This window comes from Bradyrhizobium sp. TM233 (genome assembly GCF_036247965.1).
GTDB lineage: Bacteria > Pseudomonadota > Alphaproteobacteria > Rhizobiales > Xanthobacteraceae > Bradyrhizobium > Bradyrhizobium ottawaense.
Genome location: NZ_BTIG01000003.1, coordinates 622,496 through 647,967, shown reverse-complemented (window position 1 = coordinate 647,967; position 25,472 = coordinate 622,496). Strand labels below are relative to the sequence as shown.

The following is a 25,472-nucleotide window of genomic DNA, read 5'->3' as shown; positions in this document are numbered from 1 at the left end:
ATGGTGAGGCTCACCAGCCCAGCAGTTCCGGCTTGCGCGGCAGCTCGACGGTCTTGACCTTCTCGAGCTTAATCGTGCCCTTGGCCATGAGGTCGTTGAGGTCGCCATCGGTCGCGCCCGAGACCTTGGTGCGATAGAGATCGACCTTCAGCGTGCCGCGATGGTCTTTGTCGGTCCAGGTCGAGGGATTGCAGACGCCTTCCATGCCGGCCGGCACCCAATCCTTCTTCTGGTAGAAGCCCTTGGCGACGTTGTCTCCGGTGGCGCCGCCGTTCTTGGCGGCCCAGTCGATCGCTTCCTTCATGTAAAGAGCCGAGCAGACGGCCGCGACGTAGTGCACAGGACGGTAGACCTTGCCGCTGGCGTCGGACATCTTGGAGATTTCCATCACCGTCTTCATGCCGGGCGCATCGCCGCCCCAGCTCACCGCGGTGCGCAAGGGGAAGATCACGCCGTTGGCGGCGTCGCCTGCCGTCTTGGCGGCGTTCTCGTCCATGCCCCAGACGTTACCCATGAACTGGATCTCGACGCCGGCGGTCTTGCAGGCCTTCAGGACGGAGATGTTGGAAGCCGCGGTGTTGCCGAGATAGGCGTAGTTGGCACCCGAGGATTTCAGGCTCAGGCACTGCGCGCTGTAGTCGCCCGGCGTCAGAGCGAACACCAGCGGCGGCAACACCTCGAAGCCGAGCTCCTGCGCCATCGCTTCACCGGCGGCCTTCGGCGCGTTCGGATAGGGGTGGTTGGCGCCCATATGCACGAATTTCGGCTTGCCGGACTTGCCCTTGGCCTTCCAGTCCTCTGCGGCCCACATCAGCATCGCGCGCAGCGAGTCCGAATAGCTCGGGCCATAGAAGAAATTGTAAGGCGCAGGCTTGGCCTTGCCGCTCGTGCCTTCCGGATCGGTCAGTGCCGCGGCATAGGAGCCGGACATGTCGGGGATCTTGTCCTGGGCGAGGAAGCCGGTCAGTGCCTCGGTGTCTGCAGTGCCCCAGCCCATGATCGCGGCGACCTTGCTGTCCGGTGCCGACCACTTCTTATACAGCGCGATCGCGCGGGGCACCTGGTAGCCATAGTCGTTGGTGTCGACGTTGAGCTGCTTGCCGCCGACGCCGCCGTTCTTGTTGACCCAGGCGAAGGTGTCGGCGACGGCCTGGCCATAGGGCGTGCCGACGTCGGAGGTGCCTCCGGAATAGTCGGCGAGATGGCCGAGCGCGATCTGCGCCTGCGCGCCGGCCGAAAATGCGGCGATCGCGATCGCGAGCGATGCGGTGCTCAAAAGGGACTTCATCGTCATGGGTCGGGTCCTCCTGTTTATTGTTTAAGTGAAGTTAGTTGCCCGCGCTCAATGCGAGAACGGGTAGAGTTTCCAGTACGCCTTGATCTGCCGCCAGCGATGCGCGAGCCCGTCAGGCTCGAACATCAGGAACGCGATGATGATCACTCCGATCGCGATCTCGCGCAGGAAGGTGATGTTGGTGTTGAGCGACAGAGCCTTGTCGATCGCGCCGCCCTTCAGGTACAGGCTGATGAATTCCATGGACTCCGGCAGCAGCACCACGAAGGCGGTGCCCATCAGCGTGCCCATGATCGAGCCGGTGCCGCCGATGATGATCATGGCCAGGAACAGGATCGAGCGCTCGATGCCGAAACCCTCCTGCGACACCACGAGCTGGTAGTGCGCATAGAGCGCGCCGGCGATGCCGGCGAAAAAGGCGGCGAGCCCGAACGACAGCGTGCGGTATTTCGTCAGGTTGATGCCCATGATCTCGGCGGAGAGATAATGGTCGCGGATCGCCACCAGCGCGCGGCCGTCGCGTGTGCGCATCAGATTGGTAACGAGGATGTAGCAGAGCAGCACATAGGCCAGCACGACGTAGAAATACTGTTTGTCGCCGCGCAACGTGTAGCCGAAGATCGAGAACGGATTCGCGCTCGCCGGCACCGAGCCGCCGGTGAACCACTCCGCGCGGGAGAAGAAGTCGAGCAGGATGTACTGCGCGGCGAGCGTCGCGATGACGAGATAAAGCCCCTTCAGTCGCGCCGCCGGAATGCCGAAGATCAGGCCGACCAGCGCGGTGACGACGCCAGCGAGCGGGATCGCGAAGAACACCGGTATCGGCGCGTTGTTGGAGATGTAGGCCGAGGTGAAGGCGCCGAGCAGGAAGAACGCGGCATGCCCGATCGAGATCTGGCCGGTGAAGCCGACCAGGATGTTGAGCCCGAGCGCCGCGATCGAGAAGATGCCGATCTGGATCAGGATGCTGAGCCAGTAGCCGCCAAGGAACTGCGGCACGAGGCACAGCGCGAGCACGCCGGCGATCGCGAAGTTGCGGCTGGTCGTGGTCGGAAAGATCGTGGTGTCGGCCGCATAAGAGGTGCGGAAATCACCAGCAGGAATGAGGGCAGGGCCGGCCATGGGTCAAATCCGCTCGATGTCGTGGGTGCCGAACAGGCCGTAGGGCTTGATCATCAGCACGATGATGAGGACGTAGAACGGCGCGATCTCGTAGAGATTGCCCCAGTGCAGGTACTCGCTGTCGACATATTGCGCGACGTTCTCGAGCAGGCCGATGATGATGCCGCCGAGCACGGCGCCGCCGACGGAGTCGAGCCCGCCGAGGATCGCCGCCGGAAACACCTTGATGCCGTAGGCGGCAAGGCCCGAGGACACGCCGTTCACGACCGCAACGACGACACCGGCGACCGCGGACACCGTCGCCGAGATCGCCCAGGCCATCGCGAACACGCTTTTCACGGAAATGCCGAGCGATTGCGCGACCTGCTGGTTGAACGCGGTGGCGCGCATCGCAAGGCCGTATTTGGAGGCGCGGAAGAACCAGGCCATGCCGATCATCATGGCGACGGAGACCACCAGGCTCATGACATAGACGGTCTGGATCTGTAAGCCCAACAGGCTGACCGACTGGCTCTCGAACACGCGCGGGAACGGCTGCGGGTTAACGCCGAACATCCATTTCAGCGTTGCCTGCAGCACGGTGGAAAGGCCGATCGTCACCATGATCACGGAGATTATGGGCTCGCCGATCATCGGCCGCAGGATCAGGACCTGGACCGCGATGCCGAACATGAACATGAACACCAGCGTCATCGGCATGCCGATCCAGAACGGCACCTGATATTTGGCAAGCAGGGCCCAGCACACCCAGGCGCCGACCAGCAGCAATTCACCTTGCGCGAAGTTGACGACCTGCGTCGCCTTGTAGATCAGCACAAACGACATCGCGACCACGCCGTAGAGCGTGCCGACCACGAGGCCGTTGACCAGGAGCTGGATGAGGAAGGCGGTGTTCATGTCATGCTGTCCTTCGCCTCTCCCCGCTTGCGGCCGGGCAATCGCATATGACTTGATAGTTTGAGTGCTAAAGCCTTCACGGCGTCCTGGTCGGGCATGTCCCGGCCATCCACGCCTAGCCACGCAGAACGAAGAACGTGGATGCCCGGGACAAGCCCGGGCATGACGACCTCTTGCGAAGGCTCGATTACCCGCATCCTCACCCGGATCGCTGACGCGCTCCGGCCTCTCCCCGCAAGCGGGGAGAGGGGAAGGGCAGCACCGCTCGCGACGGTAGACCGTGTCACTCCGCCGCCTCCGCCATGTGCCCGTGCCCGCCGAGATCGACCACGCGCAGTGTCGTCCGCACGCGCTGCGTGGTGCCGTCCTGGAAGCGGATCACGGTGTCGACGGGGATGTCGGCATCGCCGCGGTAGATGGCGTCGATGATCCCTTCGTATTTCTCGTTGATGACACTGCGACGCACTTTGCGGGTGCGGGTGAGCTCGCCGTCGTCGGCGTCGAGCTCCTTGTAGAGCAGCAGGAAGCGCGAGATGCGCTGCGCCGGCGGCAGCGTGGCGTTGACGGTCTCGACCTCCTTGCGGAGCAGGGCATAGACCTCGGGCCGGGAGGCGAGATCGCTGTAGGTCGTGAACGAGAGCCGATTCTTTTCCGCCCATTTCGAGATGATGGAGTAGCGGATGCAGATCATCGCCGCGAGCGCATCGCGGCCGGCCCCGAGCACCACGGCTTCGGCGATATAGGGCGAGAACTTCAGCTTGTTCTCGATGAACTGCGGCGAGAAGCGTTCGCCGCGCGAGGTCTCGGCGAGATCCTTGATGCGGTCGATGACGACGAGCTGCTGGTTCGCGTTGAAATAGCCGGCGTCGCCCGACAGCATCCAGCCGTCCTTGATGTCGGCGACGCTCGCCTCGGGATTCTTGTAGTAGCCGAGGAACATGTTGGGATGTCGCACCACGATCTCGCCGACGCCGTGGACGTCGGCATTGTCGATGCGGATCTCGACTTGGTCGGACATAGGTACGCCCGTGGTGTCGGGATCGACCTTGCCCTCGGGATGCAGCGTATAGGCCCCCAGCAGCTCGGTCTGGCCGTACAGCGTGCGCAGCGGCACGCCCATGGCCTGGAAGAACTTGAAGGTCTCGGGCCCGAGCGCCGCGCCGCCGGTCGCGGCCGAGCGCAGCCGGGTGAAACCGAGTCGATCGCGCAGCGCGCGGAACAGGATCGCGTCGGCAAGGCCCGACCGCTTGCCCTGTTCGAGCGCAGAGAGGCCACTTCTCATGCCGACGTCGAACAGGCGCTGCTTGAGAGGCGTCGCGTCCATCACCTTGGCGCGGACGTCGGCGGCGATGGATTCCCAGACGCGGGGTGCGAACAGCACGAACGTCGGCGCGATCTCGCGCAGATCGTTCATCATGGTATCGGGTTCTTCGACGAAGTTGATCTTCATCCGGCAGAGCAGGCCTTTGCCGAGCACGTAGACCTGCTCCATGATCCACGGCAACGGCAGCACCGAGACGTATTCGTCGTCCGGGCCCTTGGGGTCGAAGGCAAGATAAGTCGCGCAGTGGCCGAGCACGCGGCCGGCAGCAAGCATCGCGAGCTTGGGATGGGACGTGGTGCCCGACGTCGTGCAGAGGATGGCGACGTCCTCGCCCTTGGTGGCATCCACCAGCCTGTCGTAGAGCTCGGGCTCCCGCGTGGCACGTGCCCGGCCGAGCTCGGCGAATTTCTCCGCCGACATCAGCCTGGGGTCGTCGTATTTCCGCATCCCGCGTGGATCGGAATAGATGATGTGCTTCAGCTTCGGCGCGCGGTCGGCGAGGGTGAGCAGCTTGTCGACCTGCTCCTCGTCCTCCGCGAAGACGAGCTGCGCCTCGCCATAGTTGAGGAGATAGGAGGCCTCCTCATCTAGCACATCGCGATAAAGTCCGAGGCTGAGGCCGCCGATGGCGTGCGTCGCCACTTCCGCCGCCACCCAGTCCGGCCGGTTGTCGCCGATGATGCCGATGACGTCGCCGCGGCCAAGGCCCATTTCGAGAAGACCGAGCGTAAAGTCGCGCACGCGGGTGTGGTAGTCGTTCCAGGTGAACAGCCGCCAGAGCCCGAGATCCTTCTCGCGCAACGCGATTTCGTTGCCGTGCTCCTTCGCGTTGAGCCGGAGCATCTTCGGATAGGTGTCGGCCTGCGCGACGCGGCCTGCGTAATCCATCATGCCGCGCTCTCCTGCGCGGGTGCGGCGTCATCCGGATCGACCAGCACCTCGTCTTCTTCACCAAGATAGGCACGCTTGACGTGGGGATCGGCGAGCACCGTCGCCGGATCGCCTTCGGCGATCTTCTTGCCGAAATCCAGCACCATGACGCGGTGGGAGATGTCCATCACCACGCCCATGTCGTGCTCGATCATCACCACCGTCATCCCGAATTCCTCGTTGAGATCGACGATGTAGCGGGCCATGTCCTCCTTCTCCTCGAAGTTCATGCCGGCCATCGGCTCGTCGAGGAGAATGAGACGCGGCTCCAGCGCCATGGCGCGGGCGAGCTCGACGCGCTTGCGCAGGCCGTAGGAGAGGGTGCCGGCTTGCGCCTTCCGCACCGACTGGAGGTCGAGGAAGTCGATGATCTCCTCGACCTTGCGGCGGTGCTCGAGCTCCTCCTTGCGCGCGCCCGTGAGCCAGTACAGCGAGCCTGTGATGAAATTGTTCTTCAGGAGATGGTGGCGCCCAACCATGATGTTGTCGAGCACGCTCATATGGTGGAACAGTGCCAGATTCTGGAAGGTGCGGCCGATGCCGAGCGAGGCGCGGGCGTTCGGCGTCAGGGCGGTGATGTCGCGGCCCTGGTAGAACAGCTGGCCTTCGGTCGGCTTGTAGCGACCGGAAATACAGTTCACGATCGAGGTCTTGCCGGCGCCGTTGGGGCCGATGATCGAGAACAGCTCGCCTTCCCTGATGGAGAAGCCGACGTCGGTCAGCGCCCGGACGCCACCGAATCGCAAGGACACGTCGCGCACTTCAAGACTGGTAGCCACCAAACGAAACCCTCCCGGTGATGGCGCTTTCTAGTGGCGCTCTTCGTCCGTTCCTGCCCAGCGATCCTAGTACGGCGGTGCCGGTGAGGCCATGCAGCAGATGGTCTCGACCGGAGCCGCGCCACTCTCGTTCCCGTCAGGGATCAAAAGCCGCATCGTCCGAGGTGGTCCTCAATAGGGGAAAGCGCTATTTTGAAATGTCTCCCGGCTGACAATTCTGCGACAAAGTTTGCCGGGCGGCAGCGGTCTTCATCTTTCGTCGGATGGCGGCCGAAATGATCATGTTGCAATGCAACAGAACGCGGAGTGACGAAACGGTGCGGCTGGCCGCGAGATCATGATTTCAGAAGATCATCTGAAGCGCGTGGCCGCCTGGTCGCGCGAGCTCACGCAAGCGGAGATCGAGGTCGCGCGCGCCGGAATCACGGAGCGGTCCTACGGCACCGGCGAGACCGTGTTCATGCGCGGCGATATTTTTGCCTATTGGGCCGGCATGGTGGGCGGCCTTGCCCGCATGGGCGGGGTCTCCAGGGACGGCAAGGAGACCAGCCTCGCCGGGCTGACTGCGGGGGCCTGGTTCGGCGAAGGCAGTGTGCTCAAGAACGAGCCGCGCCGCTATGACGTGGTCGCGCTACGCGACAGCCGCGTCGCGCTGATGGAACGCAGCGCCTTCATGTGGCTGTTCGAGAACAGCGTCGGCTTCAACCGCTTTCTGGTGCGTCAGCTCAACGAACGGCTCGGCCAGTTCATCGGCATGCTCGAGGTCAACCGCACCCTGGATGCCACCGCGCGCCTCGCCCGCAGCATCGCCTCGCTGTTCAACCCGATCCTCTATCCGGAATCGACCGCGCATCTGGAGATCACCCAGGAGGAGATCGGCGCACTCTCGGGCATGTCCCGCCAGAACGCCAACCGCGCGCTGAACCGGCTGGAGAAGGAGGGACTGCTCCGGCTCGAATATGGCGGCGTCACCATCCTCGATATCGAGCGGCTGCGCGGGTATGGGGATTAGGCGCGGTCACCGCGCATTGGCGGGTGCATGGACCGGCCAGAGGTCGGCGCGCCAGCGGATCGCGATCGCCAGCATCGCGATCAAGCCGGCGGCGGCATAGAGCGAACCCGTCGCGGAATAGCCGATGATGTCGATCAGGCTGCCGGCCGCGAGCAATCCGATCGGCAGGCCGTAGATCACCATCATGCGCACGCCCATCACGCGGCCACGAAGGTGCGCACTGGCCGTTCGCATCAGGATGACGGCTGCCGAGATCATCGACATGCTCTGGGCGATGCCGGCGAGCACGAGGCAGGCCATCGCCACCGGCATGGTCCTGATCTCGACGAACACCAGCAGCATGGCGTACCAGGCCAGTGTCGCGCCGATCAGAAGCCGGGCAATGCGCACTCCGCTGACGAGGCTCAGCGTGATGGAGCCGATCAGCGAGCCGACCGCAAAGCTCGCCGAGAGGTAACCGAGGCCGGTCTGGTCGGTATGAAAGATCTCCCGGGCGATGTAGGGTAGCAATCCGCCAGTGAAGGGAAATGCGGTGAGATTGGCCAGGAAGGCGACGCACAGCGCCGCACGCATTCCCGGGCCACTCCAGGCGTAGACGATCCCTTCTTTGAGATCTCCCAGCAGCCGCGACACCGCATGGCTGTTGGCCGGAAGATCGCTCGTGACGACGGTCCTCTTGGGCCGGGTCAGGCACAGCATGAGAAGCGCGGCCGCGAAGTAGAGACAGGCGATCGCCACGTAAACGAGGCCAATGCCGAGGACGGCGAACAGCCCCGCGCCCGTCAGCGCGCCGGCGATGCGGGCGCTGTCCTGGGTCGTGCGCGCAACGCTGATGGCACCCACCAGCTGCTCGGCCGGCATGATCTCGGCGAGCAGCGCGCCCCGGACGCCGAGATCCGAGGGGCGAATCAGGCCCATGACCGCGACGATGATCATGACGCTCAGCGGCGACAGACGACCGGTCAGCGCCAGAACCATGATGGTCGACGAGAGCACCGTATAGGCAAGACGCATCACGACCAGCAGATCGCGATGGCCCATGCGGTCGCCGATCATGCCGAACACCGGCGCGACCAATGTCCCGACGAACTGGAGCGAGGCAAGCACGGTGAGCAGCAGCACCGAGCCGGTCTCGACCAGGATGTACCAGCCCAGCACTAGCGTCTCGACCTCGAACGCCCAGGAGGTGAGCAGGTCGGACGGCCACTGGAAGCGATAGTTGCGGATGCGGAATGGTGCGAGCGCCGACGGCCGCGCGGCTGCGCTCAAAACGCGATGACGCGTGTCACGGCGATTCCCTTGCCTTGTTGTTTCTTCTTTCCGTTCAGCAACGTAGCGTTGGCGACGCGCGTGTCAATCGGACCCGCCGCATGCCGCCATGCGTGGCTGCATCAGCACGGCCGCAGCAGGTCCGTGACCGGTCCGCGCGAATGTCTTCCCCTGGTTCCTGCGATCGGTTCGTCCATGGACGCATGAGGCGGTCATAGTGTCTTCATCTTGCCGTGGCCCAACAGGTCGCGGGCGCGGGGGATCGGAGCGATCGCAGCATGTGGGTAAGGTGGCCGAGGTTTGCCGCGCAGTCTTTTTGTTTTGTACTTCTCGTAAGCGTCATGGTCTCGCCGGGTCAGGCGGGATCGCAGGACATGTTGGCGCTGATGCAGCGCATTACGGCGCTGGCGAAGGAGGGCCGTTATGGCGAGGCGGTCGGCTTTGCCAGGAAGCTCGTCATTGAGGCCGAGAAGAGCACGGGGCGACAATCGCCCCTGACCGCGACCACGCTGGTTGTGCTGGGTCAGGCGCTCCAGACGAAAGGCGAGACCGCTGAGGCCGAAAGCGTGTTGAGGCGGGCCCTCGTCATTCGCGAGAAGAGCCTTGGTCCCAATCATCCCGATGTCGCAGCGGTGCTCGCCACGCTGGGTCAGATCGAGCTCAGCCAAAATCGGCTCGGCGATGCCGAACGCGACATGTCGCGCGCCATTGCCATCGACGAGAGCGTGCTGGGCCCCGACCATCTCACGACGGCGCTGGCGCGGATGCAGCTCGGCAATCTCCGTCACCGCCAGATGAAGGAGACCGAGGCGCTCGACCTGTTCAACCGCGCGCTCGTGGTGTTCCGGAAGTCGCCGGGTCAGGCTGACATCATGATCCCGGTGACCCTGAACAACATCGCGGAGGTCAATCGCGCGCAAGGCCGGTTGCAGCAGGCCGAGGCGAGTTTTGCCGAAGCGCTTGTGCTTCAGGAGAAGCAGCATGGTCCGGACAGCATCTATCTGACGGCGACCCTCAACAATCTCGGCGAGCTCCGCCGTGCGCAGGGACGGCTTCCGGAGGCCGAGCAATTGGCCCGGCGGACTTTGGCCATCAGGGAGAAGGCGCTCGGACCCGATCATCCCGATGTCGCGGCGAGCCTCAACAATCTGGCTCTGGTGTTCTCGCGCGAGGGCCGGGACGCCGAGGCTGAGGGGCTGCTGACCCGCGCGCTCGCCATTCAGGAGAAGGCTGTTGGCATAGGCCATCCGAACGTGGCGACGGCGTTGAACAACCTTGCAGAGGCCTGGGCTCATCTCGATCGCAAGCAGGAGGCCGAGCAGCTGTTCCGCAAGTCGCTGGCTATCCGCGAGAAGGCGCTCGGTCCGGCGCATCTGGATGTCGCGATCGCTCTCGACAATCTGGTGACGCTGATGAGCGAGGCCGATCGTTTCACCGAGGCCGAACCGTTCGCGCGCCGGTCGCTTGCGATACGCGAGGCCGCGCTGGGGAATTCTCACCCGCTGGTCGCCAACAGTCTCAACAATCTGGCCGTCATTCTGGACAGTACCGGCCGGCCGCATGAGGCCGAGCCGCAGCTGAAGCGCGCGCTGGATATTCGTCTGCGCGCTCTCGGCGAGCAGCATCCCGACGTTGCCAATAGCTTCGCCAATCTCGGCGCGCATCATATCGATTTGAAGGATTGGCAGCAGGCTCGCGACGCGTTCGCGCGCGCGGTGGCGATCCAGAACGGCCGCCGCGCCGCCGATCAGGAGAGCCGGGGCGATGTAAAGGTCCATGAAGAGACCAATCCCTATCCCGGACTGATCGTAGCCGCCTATAACCTCGCGAGCGCCAATTCGGGGCAGGCCGCCGCCTTGCGATCGCAGGCGTTCGAGGCGGCGCAATGGATCGGTGACGAGCAGGCCGCGCGGGCGATTGCCGGCATGTCGGCCCGCATCGCCGATGGCAGCGGGGATCTCGCCGCACGCGTCCGAGAACGACAGGATCTCGACGCGCAGGCGGTCGCGACCGACAAGATGCTCGTGGCGGCGATCTCGCAGGCGGATGCTGCGCGCAACCCGGCGGCGGAGCAGGCGCTTCGTGCCCGAGCCTCGGCCATCTCAGGTCAAATCCGGGAATTGGATCGCACGATCGCTGCGCAGTTTCCGGACTATGCGGCGCTCGTCACCAAGGCGCCGATTGCGATCGAGGAGGCCCAGAAGCAGCTTCGCCCCAACGAGGCGATGTTGCTGTTCACGACGACGTCGCGCGCCACCTTCGTCTGGACGGTGACGCGCTCGGACGTACGCTGGCATTCGGTGGAGCTCGGCGAGAAGCAACTCACTGAGGCCGTCGGCGCCCTGCGTTGCGGTCTGGATATGGACGCATGGCTGGACAAGGCATCCACGTGTCCGCAGAAGCTCGGCCGCAAGACTCCGCTTGGGGCAGATGAGCCATTGCCGTTCGACCAGGAGCGCGCCTTTGCGCTCTACCAGGCGCTGCTCGGGCCTGTCGCGCGCGACATCGATGGCAAGGAGCTGATCCTGGTGCCGTCAGGCCCGCTCGCGACTCTGCCCTTTCAGGTCTTGCTGACCGAGAAGCCGGCTGCCGGCCAGGACCTCGCGAAGGCACCCTGGCTGGTCAGGCGATCTGCCACCACCGTCTTGCCCTCCGTCTCCAGCCTCAAGGCATTGCGGCAGGTCGCACGCAAGAGCGCGGCGTCGAAACCGTTTCTCGGCGTCGGCAACCCCATGCTCGACGGCGATGGCCGCAGCGATGTCGCGGTGGCGCGTGCCAAGCTGGCGCGCCAGATCCAGACCTGCGCCGTCCTCCCGACGCAGGCGACCCAGGTTGCACAACGAAGCTTGCGTGCCGTCGACGCGTTGTCGGGCGGCACCGCGGACATCGTGCAGCTCAGGCGGCAGATGCCGCTGCCGGAAACTGCGCTCGAACTGTGCGCGGTGGCCAGCACCTTTGCGCCCGTCAAAGGCGACGTCATCCTCGCTGGCGACGCCTCCGAGACGAAGATGAAGGCGCTCGGCCAGAGTGGCGATCTCGCGAAATATCGCATCCTGCATTTTGCGACGCATGGCGCGCTTGCGGGGCAGGTGCGCGGCTCGATCGAGCCCGGATTGATCCTCAGCCCGCCAGCGGCGCCGACGTCCACCGATGACGGCTATCTCTCGTCGTCGGAGATTTCCGGCCTCAAGCTCGATGCCGATTGGGTGATCCTGTCGGCCTGCAACACCGCCGGAGGGCAGGCCACCAATTCGGAGGCCTTCTCCGGTCTTGCGCGGGCGTTCTTCTATGCCGGCACGCGCGCGCTGCTGGTGTCGCACTGGGCGGTGAACTCCGACGCCGCGGTTGCCATCACCACCGGCACGATCGATGCCATGAAGACGCATCCCGATATCGGCCGCGCCGAGGCGCTGCGTCGCTCGATCTCGGCACTGATCAGCAAGGGCGGCGAGACCGCGCAGCCCGCAATATGGGCGCCCTTCGTGCTGGTGGGGACCGGCGCCATGTAGCCGATCGGCGCGCTGGCGCGCTGAACCGGCTGGTTGCGGGGATGAGTGAAGCCGCGCTCGCGGCCGTTAACCAACCACCGCTTGCTCTTCCCTGACGACGAGCCCATGCTTGCCAGGTCACTGGGCCCATCGGACAGGCCCAGTAGACCGCGTCATCGCGGCTTCCGCGGGGTCTTGACCCATGAACTGCTCTTGCTGCGGTTCCGAGGTTCAGAGCGGCTTTGCTTTCTGCCCGAAGTGCGGCACGAAGCAGCCGAACGCGTGCCCCGGCTGCGGCTATGCATGCGCACCGGATTTCACCTATTGCCCAAAATGCGGCGCCCTCGTCAGTGAGGCCCCCGAAGCCGGGAGACAGGCGCAGCCGGGCCGGTCGACAGCGCCGGTCAGAGCGTCGTCACCGCCGCTGGCGCCGGCGGTCGACCCTCACCAGGCATTTCGACCGCAGCCGGACAGGTTGGACAGCGAAGCCAACCGCCGCACCATTACCGTGCTGTTTGCCGATCTCAGCGGCTTCACCGCGATGAGCGAGCGCCTCGACCCCGAGGTCATGCAGACGCTTCAGAACGAATTGTTCGAGGAACTGACGGAAGCGGTGCAAGGCTTTGGCGGCTTCGTGGACAAATTCATCGGTGATGCGCTGCTGGCGCTGTTCGGCGCTCCAGCAGCGCACGAGGACGATCCGGAGCGGGCGGTCCGCGCTGCACTCGACATGATCAAGCGGACAGAGCAGCTCAGCGAGCGTGCGAAGGTCTACGCCGGCGCACCGCTGCTGCTCCACATTGGCATCAACACTGGGCACGTGGTTGCGGGCGGACTGGGTGTGGGCGTTGCCAAGTCCTATTCGGTAACCGGCGACACGGTGAACACCGCGCAGCGATTGCAGTCGATGGCGCCGCCGGACGAAGTGCTGGTCGGGCCGTTGACCTACCGCCTGACCCGGCATGCGTTCTCGTATGAATCGCTCGGAGAGGTCTCGCTCAAGGGCAAGATGGGCAGTGTCCTGGTCCATCGCCTCAAGGGACCGCTCGACACGCCGCGTGCGGCGCGAGGCCTCGACACGCTGGGCCTCAGTGCGCCGCTGATCGGTCGCGACGTCGAGCTTGCCCGCATGATCGGCAGCCTCGATCGCGCGTGCGGCGGTGCGGCGCAGCTGGTGCGGCTGGTCGGCGAAGCGGGCATCGGCAAAACGCGCCTGGTGAACGAATTCGTCGCCCGCATCTGCGATGAGGAGCGCTTCGCGGGTGTGGCGATCCGGCAGGCCGCCTGCTCGCCACTCGGCGAACAATCCTACGGCACGCTCGCCGCGGTGCTGCGCAGCGCCTATGGCATCGCGCAGAAGGCCAGCGCCGCGGCCGCTGAAGCCAGGCTGGCTGAGGCGCTGTCGGAGCTTGGCCTTGCGGCCGAAGAGGCAGAGCGGCTGATGCCGCTCTATGTCCATGTTCTTGGCCTCGGCGGCCCGGACGCCGCATTGCAGCACGTCGAGCCCGAACAGCTCCGGCGGCAGATATTCTTTGCGATCCGGACCGTCTTCGAACGGCGCCTGGCCTTGTCACCGCTTCTGATCATCGTCGAGGATCTGCACTGGGCCGATGCCGTCTCCCTCGAGGCGCTGCGGTTCCTGATGGACCGGCTGGAGCGCACGCGGTTGATGCTGTTGTTTACGCATCGGCCAATGCTGGAGCTGGATCAGTTCGGTTCGGGCCGGATCAGCCACACGACCATTCGATTGCTTCCGCTCGGTGACGCCGACGGACAAAACTTGCTCGCGGCCTATTTCAGTCACGGTTGGCGTGAGCCGCCGGGAAATCTGTTCAGTCGAATCCTGGAGCGCGCGAGCGGCAATCCGCTTTTCCTTGAGGAAATCATCCGCGGTCTCATCGAGGCCGGCACCTTGGAGCGTGACGGCTCGAAGTGGCGGATAAAGTCGGATGAGGCCGCCGCCGACATCCCGGCAAGCATCCAGGCGCTGTTGCTGGCGCGGCTGGACCGGCTGCCGCATGAGGTGCGCCGGCTGGCTCAGGAGGCCGCGGTGATCGGCCCGCGCTTCGACGCGGCTCTGCTCGGTGCGACGGCAACCGGGCCGGCGAAGGTCGAAGTGGGGCTCGAACTTCTGTGCGACGCCGAGATTGTCGAGGAGGTTGCGGGCGCAAATTCGATCTCGCTGCGATCCTACCGTTTCACGCAGACCATGCTGCAGGATGTGATCTATCAAAACCTGCTCTTGCAGCGGCGGATCGAGCTCCACGGACGGATTGGTGCCGCGCTGGAGCGGCTCTATGGCAGCGAACCCGAACGGCTCGAGGACCTCATCCTGCTCGGTCGTCATTTCAGCCTGAGCGCGCACAAGTCGAAAGGCGCGCGCTATCTGCGCGCGGCCGGCGATCGCGCACGCGCGACCTATGCCAATGACGATGCCATCCGTCTCTACCAGCAGGCCCTCGCCATGTTGTTGACCGGCGGGGAGTGCGAGCCGGAGCGCCTGGTTCTGTCCGAGCGGATCGCGGACCTCTGCGCCGCGGCGGGCCGCCGCAACACGGCCGAGGAGCACTACCAGAGCGCGCTGGAGGGGCACCGCGCCGCAGAGGACCGCATTGGCGAAGCGCGAATCCTTCGCAAGCTTGGCAGGTTGTTGTGGGACGCCGGCAAACGGATCAAGGCAGAGAGGCATTACGCCGAGGCGGCTGACCTGCTTGGAGGAACCGATGCACGGATCGAGTGGGCGCACCTCTTGCAGGAGCGCGGCCGTCTCGCGTTTCGCATGGGCGATCACGTGGCGGCCGCGACATGGGCGGACGAGGCGCTTGGCTACGCCCGATCCGTTCCAGCGGACGCGGATGAGCAGGCCGGACTCGAGGCGGCGCGCGCCATTGCCGAGGCTCTCAATACCAAGGCGGTTGCACTGGCGCGGCTTGGACGACACCAGGATGCGGTGCGCGAAGTGGAGCAAAGTGTCGCGGCAGCCGAGGCCGCCGGCCTTCTCAATGTGGCCTGCCGCGGTTACACCAATCTCAGCGTGCTCTACACGATTGTCGACCCGGCGCAAGCCATGGAGGTCTGTCGGCGCGGACTGGACGTCGCCCATCGTATTGGCGATCTCGGGTTCCAGGCGCGTCTTCTCGCCAATTTTGCCGTTGCCTGTTGCACCTTTACGGACAAATGCACCGACGAAGGCGTGCCGGCTGCCGAAAAGGCAATCGAGATCGACCGTGCGCTCGACCAGCGCGAGCACCTCCCCGTGCCCCTGATCGTGCTCGGGCAAATCCATCAATGCCATTTCCGGCCCGATCAGGCCGCCCGCTGCTACAATGAGGCGATCAAGGTCGCCAGCGAAACCGGCGAGCCGCAGCAGCTTTTTCCATGCTATGATGGTCTGGCGACGCTGAACCTTGATCGCGGCGACATGCCCGAGGCCGAGCGGTATTTCGCGCTGGCCGATGACGTCTGCACCAGGTACGGGCTTGATCCCGCCGGACTGATTGTACTGCCATTTCTTGACTAGGTCATGTGAAGGAGTTCAACCATGTCAGAACGTCATGTCGATGGACCGCTGCAACCGGGTGATCGCGCACCGAACATCGTGCTGGATGCCATCACCCGCGAAGGGAAGATCGCGCTTGATGATTTTCGCGGGCAAAGTCCGATATTGGTCGGCCTGTTTCGAGGCCTGCACTGCCCGTTCTGCCGCCGCCATATCGCGGCCCAGGCGCAGCTTGACGCGGCCCTGCGCGACAAGGGCGTCGAAAGTCTGACGGTGGTCAATACGCCGATCGAGCGCGCTCGGCTCTACTTCCGTTATCACCCGTTGCCCAATCTGCTTGCCGCGTCCGATCCCGAGCGGGTCTCGCACCGCGCGTTCGGCCTGCCCAATCTCGAATTCACCGAGAAGGAAACCGAGTGGCCGCGCAAGGTGGGCATGGATGTCGTCATGAGCATGCAAGTGGACATTCCCGGAGAATTGTCCGGGCCGATGAATCGTTTGGCGGCCGCCGAGCAGCTCAACAACAAGGATGGCTACGAGATGATGGAGGCCGATCAGCGCATGGCTGCAACCGGCCAGGGCCAGCTATTCGGCCAGTTCCTGCTCGATCGGGAAGGGGTCGTGCGCTGGAGCTTTACAGAAGTTCCGGAAGGCGGCCAGCGCATGTTCGGGATGCCGAGCCCGGGTGAGTTGATGTCGGCAGCCTCGCAGGTGGCGAGCTAGACATCGTCGCGCGGGCGTGGTGCCCTTGACCGCAGAGGGCACGACTCGGTGCGCTCGAGGTGGTGCCGCCGTTTCCGCGACCACGCCTGCGCGTGACGAACGATTAATCCGAGCGCACATTAGTCCGAGCGCACAATGACCGACATTCAGGAAAGGCTCCTCGAAAGCAAGATGGCCGAGATCGAGCGGGCCCGATCCTGGAGCCCCCGCGTGATCTCCAAATTCGAAACGCTCATCGGGAGTGGTGACGATCTATCGCTTCCGGGCATGCGATCGCAGTGTTTGAAGCTCCTCTTCGCGCGCTGAGGGAAATGCCGGCGTGCATCGTGTCGTGCCCGGGGTGGACCCTTACGTCCCTTGCCGGGGCAGCTTCTTTGCCAGCGCGGCTGCCATCGCCGAGATCAGCGGCCGCATGAAATAGGCTTCATCGGCCGGCGAGACGTCCGTCCGCAGTCCATGCGCAGCAAGCTCACCCGAAACCGCCGGGCCCACCGACGCAATCAGCGTCCGGTCGAAGCCGGCACGCAGCTTCGCCTCGCTGCCATGCGCCTTCGCGGCCTCGATCAGGCGGCGGACCTGGCCGAGATTGGTGAGCGCGACCGAATCGATCCGCCCCGCGGCCATGTCGTCGATGGCGGTGACGATGTTGGCATCCGCCGCCTTGGAATCGTAGGCATAGGGCAACACGGCGTCGATTTCGGCGCCTTGCGCGGCAAGGGCGCCGATCAGCGCGCCATGGTCCTTGTCGGGATAGAGCTGAAGGCCAAGGCGCCGGCCCTTCAGGTCGAGCTTGCCCAACATCTCGATCACGCCCTCCGTGGTCGGCTTCTCCGTGGTCTGCTGCGCCTCGAGGCCGATCTCACGCAGCGCCTTGCCGGGCTTCGGCCCGCGCGTGAATTTTCGCGATCCGGCGAGGGCCGCGACAAACGCGCCGTCGAGCCCACGCGCCCGCGCGAGCTTCATGATCCGCCGAAGGCCTTCGCCGGTCATCAGCACAAGGTCGTCAAGGGGCCTGTCGATGGCGCGGCGGATCCAGGCCTCGATCGGGGCAGGGTCCGGTGCATCCTGGATGGTAAACATCGGGCATTGCACGACATCGGCGCCTTGCTCGGCCAGAAGCTTCGAGAACTGCGCCTCCTCGCGCGTTTCCAGGATCAGGATGCGGTAGCCGTTCAAGCGCTCGGCCATGGGCGTACTCCGGTCAGTCAAAGCAATCGTCCGTTCATCCTGACTCCGCGCTTCAGGTCGAAGCAAGTCTTGGGATTGGCGCAAGGGGACGTCGGTGATAGAGCAGGGCGCAAATCGTGGGCCGTTCCGCCTCATTTGCCCAAACCTTCATCAAGAGCCAAGCCTGTTCATCAACATGCCCGATCATCAATATGTCCTGACCCTGTCCTGTCCGGATCGTCCCGGCATCGTCTCGGCGGTGTCGACGTTTCTCGCCCACAACGGACAGAACATTCTCGATGCTCAGCAGTTCGACGACATCGAGACCAAGAAGTTCTTCATGCGCGTGGTGTTCACCGCGGCCGATCTAGCCGTGGAACTGTCGGCACTGCAGACCGGCTTTGCCGCGATCGCCGAGCGTTTCGGCATGGACTGGCAGATGCGCGACCGGGCTGCACATCGCAAGGTGATGCTGCTGGTGTCGAAGTCGGACCACTGCCTGGTCGACATCCTCTATCGCTGGCGCACCGGCGAACTGCCGATGACGCTTGCCGCCATCGTCTCCAACCATCCGCGCGAAGTCTATGGCGGGCTCGATTTCGGCGGCATTCCGTTCCACCATCTGCCTGTGACCAAGGAGACCAAGCGCGAGCAGGAGGCACAGATCCTCGACCTCGTCGCCAAGACCAGGACCGATCTGGTCGTGCTCGCCCGCTACATGCAGATCCTGTCGGACGATCTGTCGGCGCAGCTTTCGGGGCGCTGCATCAACATCCATCACTCGTTCCTGCCGGGCTTCAAGGGCGCAAAGCCCTATCACCAGGCCCATGAGCGCGGCGTCAAGCTGATCGGCGCCACCGCGCATTACGTCACGCGCGATCTCGACGAAGGTCCGATCATCGACCAGGACGTCGAGCGCATCAGCCATCGCGACATGCCTGAGGATCTCGTCCGCAAGGGCCGCGACATCGAGCGTCGCGTGCTGGCCCGCGCGATCCGCTACCACCTCGACGACCGCGTCATTCTCAACGGCCGCAAGACCGTGGTGTTTGTGGATTAGCGAATAGGGAGTGGCGAGTAGCGAATAGAAGGGGTGGCTATATTCGGCACTCCCTATTCGCCATTCGCTCCCTTAGCGCACCGCGCCAGCCGGCGCGGTCCCGGTCGTGCCCTTCTGCGCCTGCTCTTCCTTCTCGCGATCCGCCGCCGGCAGCAGCCGCTTGCGTTCGCGCTCCTTCATGTAGGCGTCGTATTGCGGCGTGCCCGCTCGCGGCGGGGCATCGGCCGGCAGCCCGCCGGCCCATTGCGGGATGGAGTCGCCCATGCCGGCGGAGAGTCTTTCGTTGACGGTGCCGCAGCCGGCAAGGTTGGAAGCCAGCAAGGCAACGACGGCAGCGATTGAAGGCAAACGGATACGCATGAGCATCTTCTGGGTCGAGCTGGACCGGCGCGGATGACCGGCGCCCGATGGGCGCCAGCGGCGCACTCTAGTCCTCAACAAGTAAAATTGGCCTATTCGGCGACGGATTTCTTTGTATACAGAATGGTAGAATAATACGCGATTTTAGGCGTTGATTGGGTATCTCTAGGTGGTACGGTATACAGTCCGTATTTTCGGCAGGGGCAATCGAAGTTGGGAATTTCGATCTCGTCGTCCGGCTTATGTTCGAATTCTGCAAAGTGGCGGCGGATTTCTCCAGCCACGTCCCCGCCGGGCGCTCTTACCGTGCAGTATCAACCCGGAGGGACTCGGCTCGCACAGCGAAAGGCTTTCTTGTTGACAGGGCCATTTTATTTGTACAATCGTACAAATATCTCCTCCGCCGTCGATCCGATCGCGCGGCTTGCGCCGAATGGTCGCCCAACGTCCGATTGACAACGGGGTTGCAGAGGACGCCATGTGGCCGCGCGGCATGGCTTGTCCGTAGGTTAGAGCGCGGCAAGGACCGGGTACTCGGTCTGGCGCACAACAGGTCAGGAATGAAGGGGAGGGACATCTGATGTTCGAACGCAGAATTTTTTCACGCACCGTAGCAGCAGCCGCCATCGCGGGCGTTGCAGGCCTTGCGTCTGCCAAGGCCGAGGACAGCGTCAAGGTCGGCCTGATCCTGCCGATGACCGGCGGCCAGGCTTCGACCGGCAAGCAGATCGAGAACGCGATCAAGCTCTACATGCAGCAGAAGGGCGACACCGTCGCCGGCAAGAAGATCGAGATCATCCTCAAGGACGACGCCGCGATCCCGGACAAGACCAAGACCGCCGCGCAGGAGCTGATCGTCAACGACAAGGTCAACTTCATCGCCGGCTTCGGCGTGACGCCGGCCGCGCTGGCGGCCGCGCCGCTGGCGACGCAAGCCAAGATCCCGGAAGTCGTGATGGCGGCCGGCACCTCCATCATCACCGAGCGCTCGCCCTATATCGTGCGCACCAGCTTCACGCTGGCGCAGTCCTCGACCATCATCGGCGACTGGGCCGTGAAGAACGGCATCAAGAAGGTGGCGACGCTCACCTCCGACTACGCGCCGGGCAATGACGCGCTCAACTTCTTCAAGCAGAATTTCACCGCCGGCGGGGGCGAGGTGGTCGAAGAAGTCAAAACGCCGCTCGCCAATCCCGACTTCGCGCCGTTCCTGCAGCGCATGAAGGATGCCAAGCCGGACGCGATCTTCGTGTTCGTGCCGGCTGGCCAGGGCGGCAACTTCATGAAGCAATATGCCGAGCGTGGCCTCGACAAGGCCGGCATCAAGGTGATCGGGCCGGGCGATGTCACCGACGACGACCTGCTCAACAACATGGGCGACGCCGTGCTCGGCACGGTCACCGCGCATCTCTACTCCGCGGCGCACCCCTCGCAGATGAACAAGGATTTCGTCGCAGCCTACAAGAAGGCGTTCGGCAATCGTCCGGGCTTCATGGCGGTGAGCGGGTATGACGGCATCCACCTGATTTACGAGGCGCTCAAGAAGACGAATGGCGACACCGACGGCACCAAGCTGATCGAGGCCATGAAGGGCCAGAAGTGGGAGAGCCCGCGCGGCCCGATCTCGATCGACCCCGAGACCCGCGACATCGTGCAGAACATCTACATCCGCAAGGTCGAGAAGGTCGACGGCGAGCTCTACAACGTCGAGTTCGCGACCTTCGAAGCCGTCAAGGATCTCGGCAAGACCAAGAAGTGACGCGCGCAAGCGCGTCATCCCGGGCTCTCGCCGCACGCTCTGCTCACCTCTCCCGCTTGCGGGGGAGGTCGGCGCGAAGCGCCGGGTGGGGGCTCTCTCCAAATTGGGGGCGTTCATTGCGGAGGCACCCCCACCCCAGCCCTCCCCCGCAAGCGGGAGAGGGAGCGCAGCATAGCCCTCGGTTACACTTGAGATGATTATCGACGCGCGATGACCTCTATCCTCACCAACCTGTTCGATGGCGTTGCCTACGGCATGCTGCTGTTCGTGCTCGCCTGCGGGCTTGCGGTCACGCTCGGATTGATGAACTTCGTCAATCTCGCCCATGGCGCCTTCGCCATGGCCGGCGGCTATGTCTGCATGGTGCTGGTCAACCGGATGGGCTGGCCGTTCTTCGCAGCGCTGCCGCTCGCTTTCGTCTCCTCCGCCGCGATCGGCATCGCGCTCGAACGGACGCTGTACCGCCACCTCTATGCACGCAGCCATCTCGATCAGGTGCTGTTCACCATCGGCCTGACCTTCATGTCGGTCGCCGCCGTCGACTATATCCAGGGGTCATCACGGGTCTTCATCAACCTGCCGGCGGCGCTTCAGGGGCAGTTCGACCTGTTCGGCGTCGGCATCGGCCGTTACCGGCTGATGATCATCGTGATCTGCGGCCTGCTCACCATCGCGCTTCAGATGGTGCTGGCGAAGACCCGTTTCGGCAGCCGCTTGCGCGCCGCCGTCGACGATCCCCGCGCCGCCAGCGGCCTCGGCATCAACGTGCCGCAGGTGTTCGCCTTCACTTTCGCATTTGGATGCGGGCTCGCCGGCCTCGGCGGCGCGCTCAGCGCCGAGATCCTCGGCCTCGATCCGTACTTCCCGCTGAAGTTCATGATCTACTTCCTGATCGTGGTCACCGTCGGCGGCTCGTCCTCGATCACCGGCCCGTTCCTCGCCTCGCTCCTGCTCGGTATCGGCGACGTCGCCGGCAAATATTACGTGCCGAAGATGGGCCCCTTCGTGATCTACACCATGATGATCGTGATCCTGATCTGGCGTCCGAACGGCCTGTTCGGCCGCACGGCCGCGCGTTGAGTTCGCCGATGAGCGCTTCCTCCGACGTCGGTCATCACGCCCAGCGCCACGCGCGATGGCACTACGGCGAAGTCGCCTTCTGGCTGATCGTGCTGGCCTGCGGCTTTGCATTTCCCACGCGCTATCTGATCATGACCGACATCCTGCGGCTGGCGCTGTTTGCGATGTCGCTCGATCTCATTCTCGGTTATGCCGGCATCGTCTCGCTCGGGCATGCCGCCTTCTTCGGCGTCGGCGCCTATGCCGCGGGGCTTCTCGCGCTTCAAGGTATCGTGAACGAGCCCGTGCTGGCGCTGATCGTCGCTGGCCTTGCCGCGATGGTGCTCGGCTTTGCCACCAGTTTCCTGGTGATCCGCGGCGTCGATCTGACGCGCCTGATGGTGACGCTCGGCATCGCGCTGCTGCTGGAAGCGCTCGCCGAGCGCTTCTCCAATGTCACCGGCGGTACCGACGGCCTGCAGGGCATCGAGATGCAGTCGATCTTCGGCCAGATTCCCTTCGATATGTTCGGCAAGGCCGGCTTCTTCTATTCACTGGCTGTCCTGTTCCTGCTCTTCCTGTTCGCCCGCCGCGTGGTGCATTCGCCGTTCGGCCTGTCGCTGCGCGCGATCAAGAACAATCCGCTGCGCGCCGCCGCGATCGGCATCCCCGTCAACCGCCGCCTGATCGCGATCTACACGCTCGCGGCGTTCTATGCTGGCGTCGCGGGCGCGCTGTTCACCCAGACCACGGCGATCGCCTCGCTCGATGTGTTTGCCTTCGAGCGCTCCGCCGACCTGATGCTCGTGCTCGTCATCGGTGGCACCGGTTACCTCTACGGCGGACTGGTTGGCGCGGTGATCTTCCGCATGCTCCAGGAAGTGTTCTCCACCATCACCCCGCAATACTGGCAGTTCTGGATCGGCCTCGTGCTGGTCGTGATCGTGCTGGTCGGCCGTCAGCGCCTGCACCGCTGGGTGCTGTACGTGCCCAATCTGGTCATCAGGCAGATTGCGGGACGCAAGGCCGTCGTCGCCGTGCCGGAGAGCGACGCATGACCATCGTGCTCGAAACCCAAAATCTCGAAAAGCAGTTCGGCGGCCTGCGCGTCACCCGCGATCTGTCCCTGAAGATCGAGCAGGGCGCCCGCCACGCGCTGATCGGCCCGAACGGCGCCGGCAAGACCACGGTCATCAACCAGCTCACCGGCGTGCTCAAGCCGAATTCGGGCCGTATCCTGCTCGAAGGCCAGGACATCACCGATCTTCCCGTGCACAAGCGTGTGCTGCGCGGCCTGTCGCGCACCTTCCAGATCAACCAGCTCTATCCTGACCTGACGCCGCTCGAGACCATCGGCCTTGCCGTTTCCGAGCGGCTCGGCCATGGCGGCGACTGGTGGCGGCGGATGGGGACGCGCAGCGACGTCAACGGCGAGATCGCCGATCTGCTCGCGCGCTTCCATCTGCTCGACGTCATGAACGAACAGACCGTGACACTGCCCTACGGCAAGCAGCGCCTGCTCGAGATCGCGGTCGCGATCGCCGCCAAGCCGCGCGTGCTGCTGCTCGATGAGCCCGCCGCCGGCGTGCCCGAGAGCGAGCGCCACGACATCCTCGCGGTCGTCGGCAGCCTGCCGCGCGACGTCACCGTGCTCTTGATCGAGCACGACATGGACCTCGTGTTCTCCTTCGCCGACCGCATCTCCGTGCTGGTTTCGGGCGCGCTGCTCACCGAGGGGCCGCCCGAGCAGGTGGCGCGCGATCCGCAGGTCAAGGCCGTCTATCTCGGCGAGGAGGCGGTCAATGTCTGACCTGCTCGCGATCGAGGCGTTGCGCGCCGGCTATGGCGAGGCGGTGGTGCTGCCCAACATGTCCCTGCGCCTCGCCGAGGGCCAGGTGCTGGCGCTGCTGGGCCGCAACGGCACCGGCAAGACCACGCTGATCAATTCGATCGTCGGCGTCACCCGTCGCTTCTCAGGCAGCGTGGCGCTCGCCGGCACCGATGTCACCTCGCTCCGGCCCGACCAACGGGCGCGCGCCGGCATCGGCTGGGTGCCGCAGGAGCGCAACATCTTTCGCTCGCTCACCGTGGAAGAAAACATGACCGCGGTGGCGCAGCCCGGTCCCTGGACGGTCGAGAAGGTCTACGAGATGTTCCCGCGGCTGAAGGAGCGACGGAGCAATTTTGGCAACCAGCTCTCCGGCGGCGAGCAGCAGATGCTGGCGATCGGCCGGGCGCTGACCCTCAACCCGAAAGTGCTGCTGCTGGACGAGCCGACCGAGGGCCTTGCCCCCATCATCGTCGAGGAGCTCTTGAAAGCGATCGGCAGCATCACGCGGGCCGGCGGCATCTGCTCGATCATCGTCGAACAGAACGCCCAAAAGATTCTGGGGCTGGCCGACCGCGTTGTGATATTGGAGCGCGGGACGATAGTCCACGACGCTCCGAGCGCCGCGCTGAAAACCGACCCCTCGGTCCTGGAACGCCATCTCGGCGTCGCCGGGGCGGCAGCTCACTAAACTAAAATGTCCAGGGAGTAAGACATGCAGCGAACCAAAGCCCCCTTCCGCGCCGACGAGGTCGGCAGCCTCCTGCGTCCGGCCAAGATCAAGGAAGCCCGCAGCCGTCTCGAGAAGGGCGAGATCTCGGCCGACGATCTGCGCAAGATCGAGGACATGGAGATCGAGAAGGTCGTGCACAAGCAGGCCTCGATCGGTCTCAAGCTCGCGACCGACGGCGAATTCCGCCGCTCCTGGTGGCATTTCGACTTCCTCGCCAAGCTCACCGGCTGCGAGCTGTTTCATCCTGACGCCGGCATCCAGTTCGCAGGCGTGCAGACCCGCCACGACGCGGTACGGGTGATCGACAAGCTCGACTTCCCCGACAACCACCCGATGCTCGACCACTTCCGTTTCCTGAAGAAGGTCGCCGACCAGGCCCACGTCACCGCCAAGATGACGATCCCTTCGCCGGCGGTGCTGCACTTCCGCGGCGGCCGCAAGTCGATTTCCAAGGACATCTATCCCGATCTCGAGGCCTTCTATGAAGACCTCGGCAAGACCTACCGGAAAGCCGTCAAGGCATTCTACGACGCCGGCTGCCGTTATCTCCAGTTCGACGACACCGTGTGGGCCTATCTTTGCTCGCAGGATGAACTGCAGAAGGCGCGCGAGCGCGGCGACAATCCGGACGGTCTCCAGCAGATCTATGCCCGCATCATCAACTACGCGCTGGCCGAGAAGCCCGCCGACATGGTGGTGACGACGCATGTCTGCCGCGGCAATTTCCGTTCGACCTGGATTTCTTCGGGCGGCTATGAGCCGGTCGCGGAGACCATGCTCGCCGGCACCAATTACGACGGCTACTTCCTCGAATATGACAGCGACCGTGCCGGCGGCTTCGAGCCGCTGCGTTTCCTGCCCAAGGGCAACAAGGTCGTGGTGGTCGGCGTCATCACCTCCAAGTTCGGCGAGCTCGAGAAGAAGGACGACATCAAGCGCCGTCTGGAAGAAGCCGCCAAGTTCGCCCCGCTGGAGCAGCTCGCGCTGTCGCCGCAATGCGGCTTTGCCTCGACGGAAGAGGGCAACGTTCTCTCCGAGGAAGAGCAGTGGGCGAAGCTGAGCCTTGCGGTCGAGATCGCGAAGGAAGTGTGGGGCAACTGAGATACCAAGTGGCTGCTGTCATTCTCCGCGAAAGCGGGGAATCCAGTACGCTGCGGCTTCTCCGTATC

The 25,472-nt window shown here is 64.4% G+C and carries 20 protein-coding genes; 12 read left to right on the top strand and 8 right to left on the bottom strand.

Annotated elements, in window-relative coordinates:
* Positions 1-10: 10 nt before the first annotated feature.
* The 5 genes from AABA86_RS10150 to AABA86_RS10130 all read right to left on the bottom strand — a co-directional run bounded on the left by AABA86_RS10150 (position 11) and on the right by AABA86_RS10130 (position 6,346).
* Positions 11-1,294, bottom strand: coding sequence for an ABC transporter substrate-binding protein (locus AABA86_RS10150; RefSeq protein ID WP_212250664.1), 1,284 nt, complete (start codon positions 1,292-1,294; stop codon positions 11-13).
* A gap of 48 nt (positions 1,295-1,342) precedes the next feature.
* A complete protein-coding gene (locus AABA86_RS10145) occupies positions 1,343-2,416 on the bottom strand; it encodes a branched-chain amino acid ABC transporter permease (protein ID WP_212250662.1) in 1,074 nt (357 codons plus the stop codon).
* A 3-nt stretch (positions 2,417-2,419) separates the two neighbouring features.
* Positions 2,420-3,313 (bottom strand): branched-chain amino acid ABC transporter permease, encoded by an 894-nt coding sequence (locus AABA86_RS10140; RefSeq protein ID WP_212250660.1) that lies wholly within the window; start codon positions 3,311-3,313, stop codon positions 2,420-2,422.
* Positions 3,314-3,596: 283 nt separating this feature from the next.
* The gene (locus AABA86_RS10135; protein WP_338306601.1) at positions 3,597-5,528 is read right to left on the bottom strand and encodes a long-chain fatty acid--CoA ligase; all 1,932 of its coding nucleotides are present in this window, start codon (positions 5,526-5,528) and stop codon (positions 3,597-3,599) included.
* Positions 5,525-6,346, bottom strand: a complete 822-nt coding sequence (locus AABA86_RS10130) for an ABC transporter ATP-binding protein (protein WP_212250656.1) — start codon at positions 6,344-6,346, stop codon at positions 5,525-5,527. Before AABA86_RS10130 ends, AABA86_RS10135 begins: the two co-directional genes overlap by 4 nt.
* Before the next feature lie 337 nt (positions 6,347-6,683).
* Between AABA86_RS10130 and AABA86_RS10125 the strand changes: the two genes are divergently transcribed.
* The gene (locus AABA86_RS10125; protein WP_200456135.1) at positions 6,684-7,358 is read left to right on the top strand and encodes a Crp/Fnr family transcriptional regulator; all 675 of its coding nucleotides are present in this window, start codon (positions 6,684-6,686) and stop codon (positions 7,356-7,358) included.
* 6 nt (positions 7,359-7,364) lie between these two features.
* Here AABA86_RS10125 and AABA86_RS10120 read toward each other — a convergent pair whose 3' ends face one another.
* Entirely contained in the window at positions 7,365-8,627 is a 1,263-nt protein-coding gene (locus AABA86_RS10120) for an MFS transporter (RefSeq protein ID WP_338306600.1), read from the bottom strand.
* Positions 8,628-9,001: 374 nt separating this feature from the next.
* On the opposite strand from AABA86_RS10120, the gene AABA86_RS10115 reads away from it, so the two are divergent.
* The 4 genes from AABA86_RS10115 (at position 9,002) to AABA86_RS10100 (ending at position 16,643) form a co-directional block, all read left to right on the top strand.
* Positions 9,002-12,136, top strand: coding sequence for a CHAT domain-containing tetratricopeptide repeat protein (locus tag AABA86_RS10115; RefSeq protein ID WP_338306599.1), 3,135 nt, complete (start codon positions 9,002-9,004; stop codon positions 12,134-12,136).
* A 181-nt stretch (positions 12,137-12,317) separates the two neighbouring features.
* Positions 12,318-15,635: an adenylate/guanylate cyclase domain-containing protein gene (locus AABA86_RS10110; protein WP_338306598.1), complete on the top strand. Its 3,318-nt coding sequence runs from the start codon at positions 12,318-12,320 to the stop codon at positions 15,633-15,635.
* Between the two features lie 21 nt (positions 15,636-15,656).
* Positions 15,657-16,337: a redoxin domain-containing protein gene (locus AABA86_RS10105; RefSeq protein ID WP_212250648.1), complete on the top strand. Its 681-nt coding sequence runs from the start codon at positions 15,657-15,659 to the stop codon at positions 16,335-16,337.
* Positions 16,338-16,472: 135 nt separating this feature from the next.
* Positions 16,473-16,643 carry a hypothetical protein gene (locus tag AABA86_RS10100; protein WP_338306743.1) on the top strand — a complete coding sequence of 57 codons (171 nt, stop codon included), beginning with the start codon at positions 16,473-16,475 and terminating at the stop codon, positions 16,641-16,643.
* 42 nt (positions 16,644-16,685) lie between these two features.
* On the opposite strand, the gene AABA86_RS10095 is transcribed toward AABA86_RS10100, so the two are convergent.
* Positions 16,686-17,525 (bottom strand): uroporphyrinogen-III synthase, encoded by an 840-nt coding sequence (locus AABA86_RS10095; protein WP_338306597.1) that lies wholly within the window; start codon positions 17,523-17,525, stop codon positions 16,686-16,688.
* Positions 17,526-17,700: 175 nt separating this feature from the next.
* Here AABA86_RS10095 and purU point away from each other — a divergent pair, with 175 nt between their 5' ends.
* Positions 17,701-18,564 (top strand): formyltetrahydrofolate deformylase, encoded by an 864-nt coding sequence (gene purU, locus AABA86_RS10090; protein ID WP_212250643.1) that lies wholly within the window; start codon positions 17,701-17,703, stop codon positions 18,562-18,564.
* 72 nt (positions 18,565-18,636) lie between these two features.
* On the opposite strand, the gene AABA86_RS10085 is transcribed toward purU, so the two are convergent.
* Positions 18,637-18,930: a hypothetical protein gene (locus tag AABA86_RS10085; protein ID WP_212250641.1), complete on the bottom strand. Its 294-nt coding sequence runs from the start codon at positions 18,928-18,930 to the stop codon at positions 18,637-18,639.
* Between the two features lie 574 nt (positions 18,931-19,504).
* Between AABA86_RS10085 and AABA86_RS10080 the strand changes: the two genes are divergently transcribed.
* The 6 genes from AABA86_RS10080 to AABA86_RS10055 all read left to right on the top strand — a co-directional run bounded on the left by AABA86_RS10080 (position 19,505) and on the right by AABA86_RS10055 (position 25,404).
* Positions 19,505-20,683 carry an ABC transporter substrate-binding protein gene (locus tag AABA86_RS10080; protein WP_338306596.1) on the top strand — a complete coding sequence of 393 codons (1,179 nt, stop codon included), beginning with the start codon at positions 19,505-19,507 and terminating at the stop codon, positions 20,681-20,683.
* A 210-nt stretch (positions 20,684-20,893) separates the two neighbouring features.
* On the top strand, positions 20,894-21,763 hold the full coding sequence (locus AABA86_RS10075; protein WP_212250637.1) for a branched-chain amino acid ABC transporter permease: 870 nt from the start codon (positions 20,894-20,896) through the stop codon (positions 21,761-21,763).
* An 8-nt stretch (positions 21,764-21,771) separates the two neighbouring features.
* Positions 21,772-22,800, top strand: a complete 1,029-nt coding sequence (locus tag AABA86_RS10070) for a branched-chain amino acid ABC transporter permease (RefSeq protein ID WP_338306595.1) — start codon at positions 21,772-21,774, stop codon at positions 22,798-22,800.
* Entirely contained in the window at positions 22,797-23,552 is a 756-nt protein-coding gene (locus AABA86_RS10065; RefSeq protein WP_212250633.1) for an ABC transporter ATP-binding protein, read from the top strand. Before AABA86_RS10070 ends, AABA86_RS10065 begins: the two co-directional genes overlap by 4 nt.
* Complete coding sequence (locus tag AABA86_RS10060; protein WP_092261064.1) at positions 23,545-24,261, top strand: ABC transporter ATP-binding protein; 717 nt, start codon at positions 23,545-23,547, stop codon at positions 24,259-24,261. Before AABA86_RS10065 ends, AABA86_RS10060 begins: the two co-directional genes overlap by 8 nt.
* Before the next feature lie 24 nt (positions 24,262-24,285).
* The gene (locus AABA86_RS10055) at positions 24,286-25,404 is read left to right on the top strand and encodes a cobalamin-independent methionine synthase II family protein (RefSeq protein ID WP_338306594.1); all 1,119 of its coding nucleotides are present in this window, start codon (positions 24,286-24,288) and stop codon (positions 25,402-25,404) included.
* Positions 25,405-25,472: the final 68 nt, after the last annotated feature.

Excerpts from the sequence above, each read along its gene's own strand:
- AABA86_RS10110 (WP_338306598.1), top strand. The coding sequence starts at position 12,318 with ATGAACTGCTCTTGCTGCGGTTCCGAGGTTCAGAGCGGCTTTGCTTTC.
- AABA86_RS10060 (WP_092261064.1), top strand. The coding sequence starts at position 23,545 with ATGTCTGACCTGCTCGCGATCGAGGCGTTGCGCGCCGGCTATGGCGAG.
- AABA86_RS10075 (WP_212250637.1), top strand. The coding sequence starts at position 20,894 with ATGACCTCTATCCTCACCAACCTGTTCGATGGCGTTGCCTACGGCATG.
- AABA86_RS10065 (WP_212250633.1), top strand. The coding sequence starts at position 22,797 with ATGACCATCGTGCTCGAAACCCAAAATCTCGAAAAGCAGTTCGGCGGC.
- AABA86_RS10100 (WP_338306743.1), top strand. The coding sequence starts at position 16,473 with ATGACCGACATTCAGGAAAGGCTCCTCGAAAGCAAGATGGCCGAGATC.
- AABA86_RS10135 (WP_338306601.1), bottom strand. The coding sequence starts at position 5,528 with ATGATGGATTACGCAGGCCGCGTCGCGCAGGCCGACACCTATCCGAAG.
- AABA86_RS10115 (WP_338306599.1), top strand. The coding sequence starts at position 9,002 with ATGTTGGCGCTGATGCAGCGCATTACGGCGCTGGCGAAGGAGGGCCGT.
- AABA86_RS10080 (WP_338306596.1), top strand. The coding sequence starts at position 19,505 with ATGTTCGAACGCAGAATTTTTTCACGCACCGTAGCAGCAGCCGCCATC.
- AABA86_RS10150 (WP_212250664.1), bottom strand. The coding sequence starts at position 1,294 with ATGACGATGAAGTCCCTTTTGAGCACCGCATCGCTCGCGATCGCGATC.
- AABA86_RS10145 (WP_212250662.1), bottom strand. The coding sequence starts at position 2,416 with ATGGCCGGCCCTGCCCTCATTCCTGCTGGTGATTTCCGCACCTCTTAT.
- purU (WP_212250643.1), top strand. The coding sequence starts at position 17,701 with ATGCCCGATCATCAATATGTCCTGACCCTGTCCTGTCCGGATCGTCCC.
- AABA86_RS10070 (WP_338306595.1), top strand. The coding sequence starts at position 21,772 with ATGAGCGCTTCCTCCGACGTCGGTCATCACGCCCAGCGCCACGCGCGA.
- AABA86_RS10140 (WP_212250660.1), bottom strand. The coding sequence starts at position 3,313 with ATGAACACCGCCTTCCTCATCCAGCTCCTGGTCAACGGCCTCGTGGTC.
- AABA86_RS10085 (WP_212250641.1), bottom strand. The coding sequence starts at position 18,930 with ATGCTCATGCGTATCCGTTTGCCTTCAATCGCTGCCGTCGTTGCCTTG.
- AABA86_RS10055 (WP_338306594.1), top strand. The coding sequence starts at position 24,286 with ATGCAGCGAACCAAAGCCCCCTTCCGCGCCGACGAGGTCGGCAGCCTC.
- AABA86_RS10105 (WP_212250648.1), top strand. The coding sequence starts at position 15,657 with ATGTCAGAACGTCATGTCGATGGACCGCTGCAACCGGGTGATCGCGCA.
- AABA86_RS10125 (WP_200456135.1), top strand. The coding sequence starts at position 6,684 with ATGATTTCAGAAGATCATCTGAAGCGCGTGGCCGCCTGGTCGCGCGAG.
- AABA86_RS10095 (WP_338306597.1), bottom strand. The coding sequence starts at position 17,525 with ATGGCCGAGCGCTTGAACGGCTACCGCATCCTGATCCTGGAAACGCGC.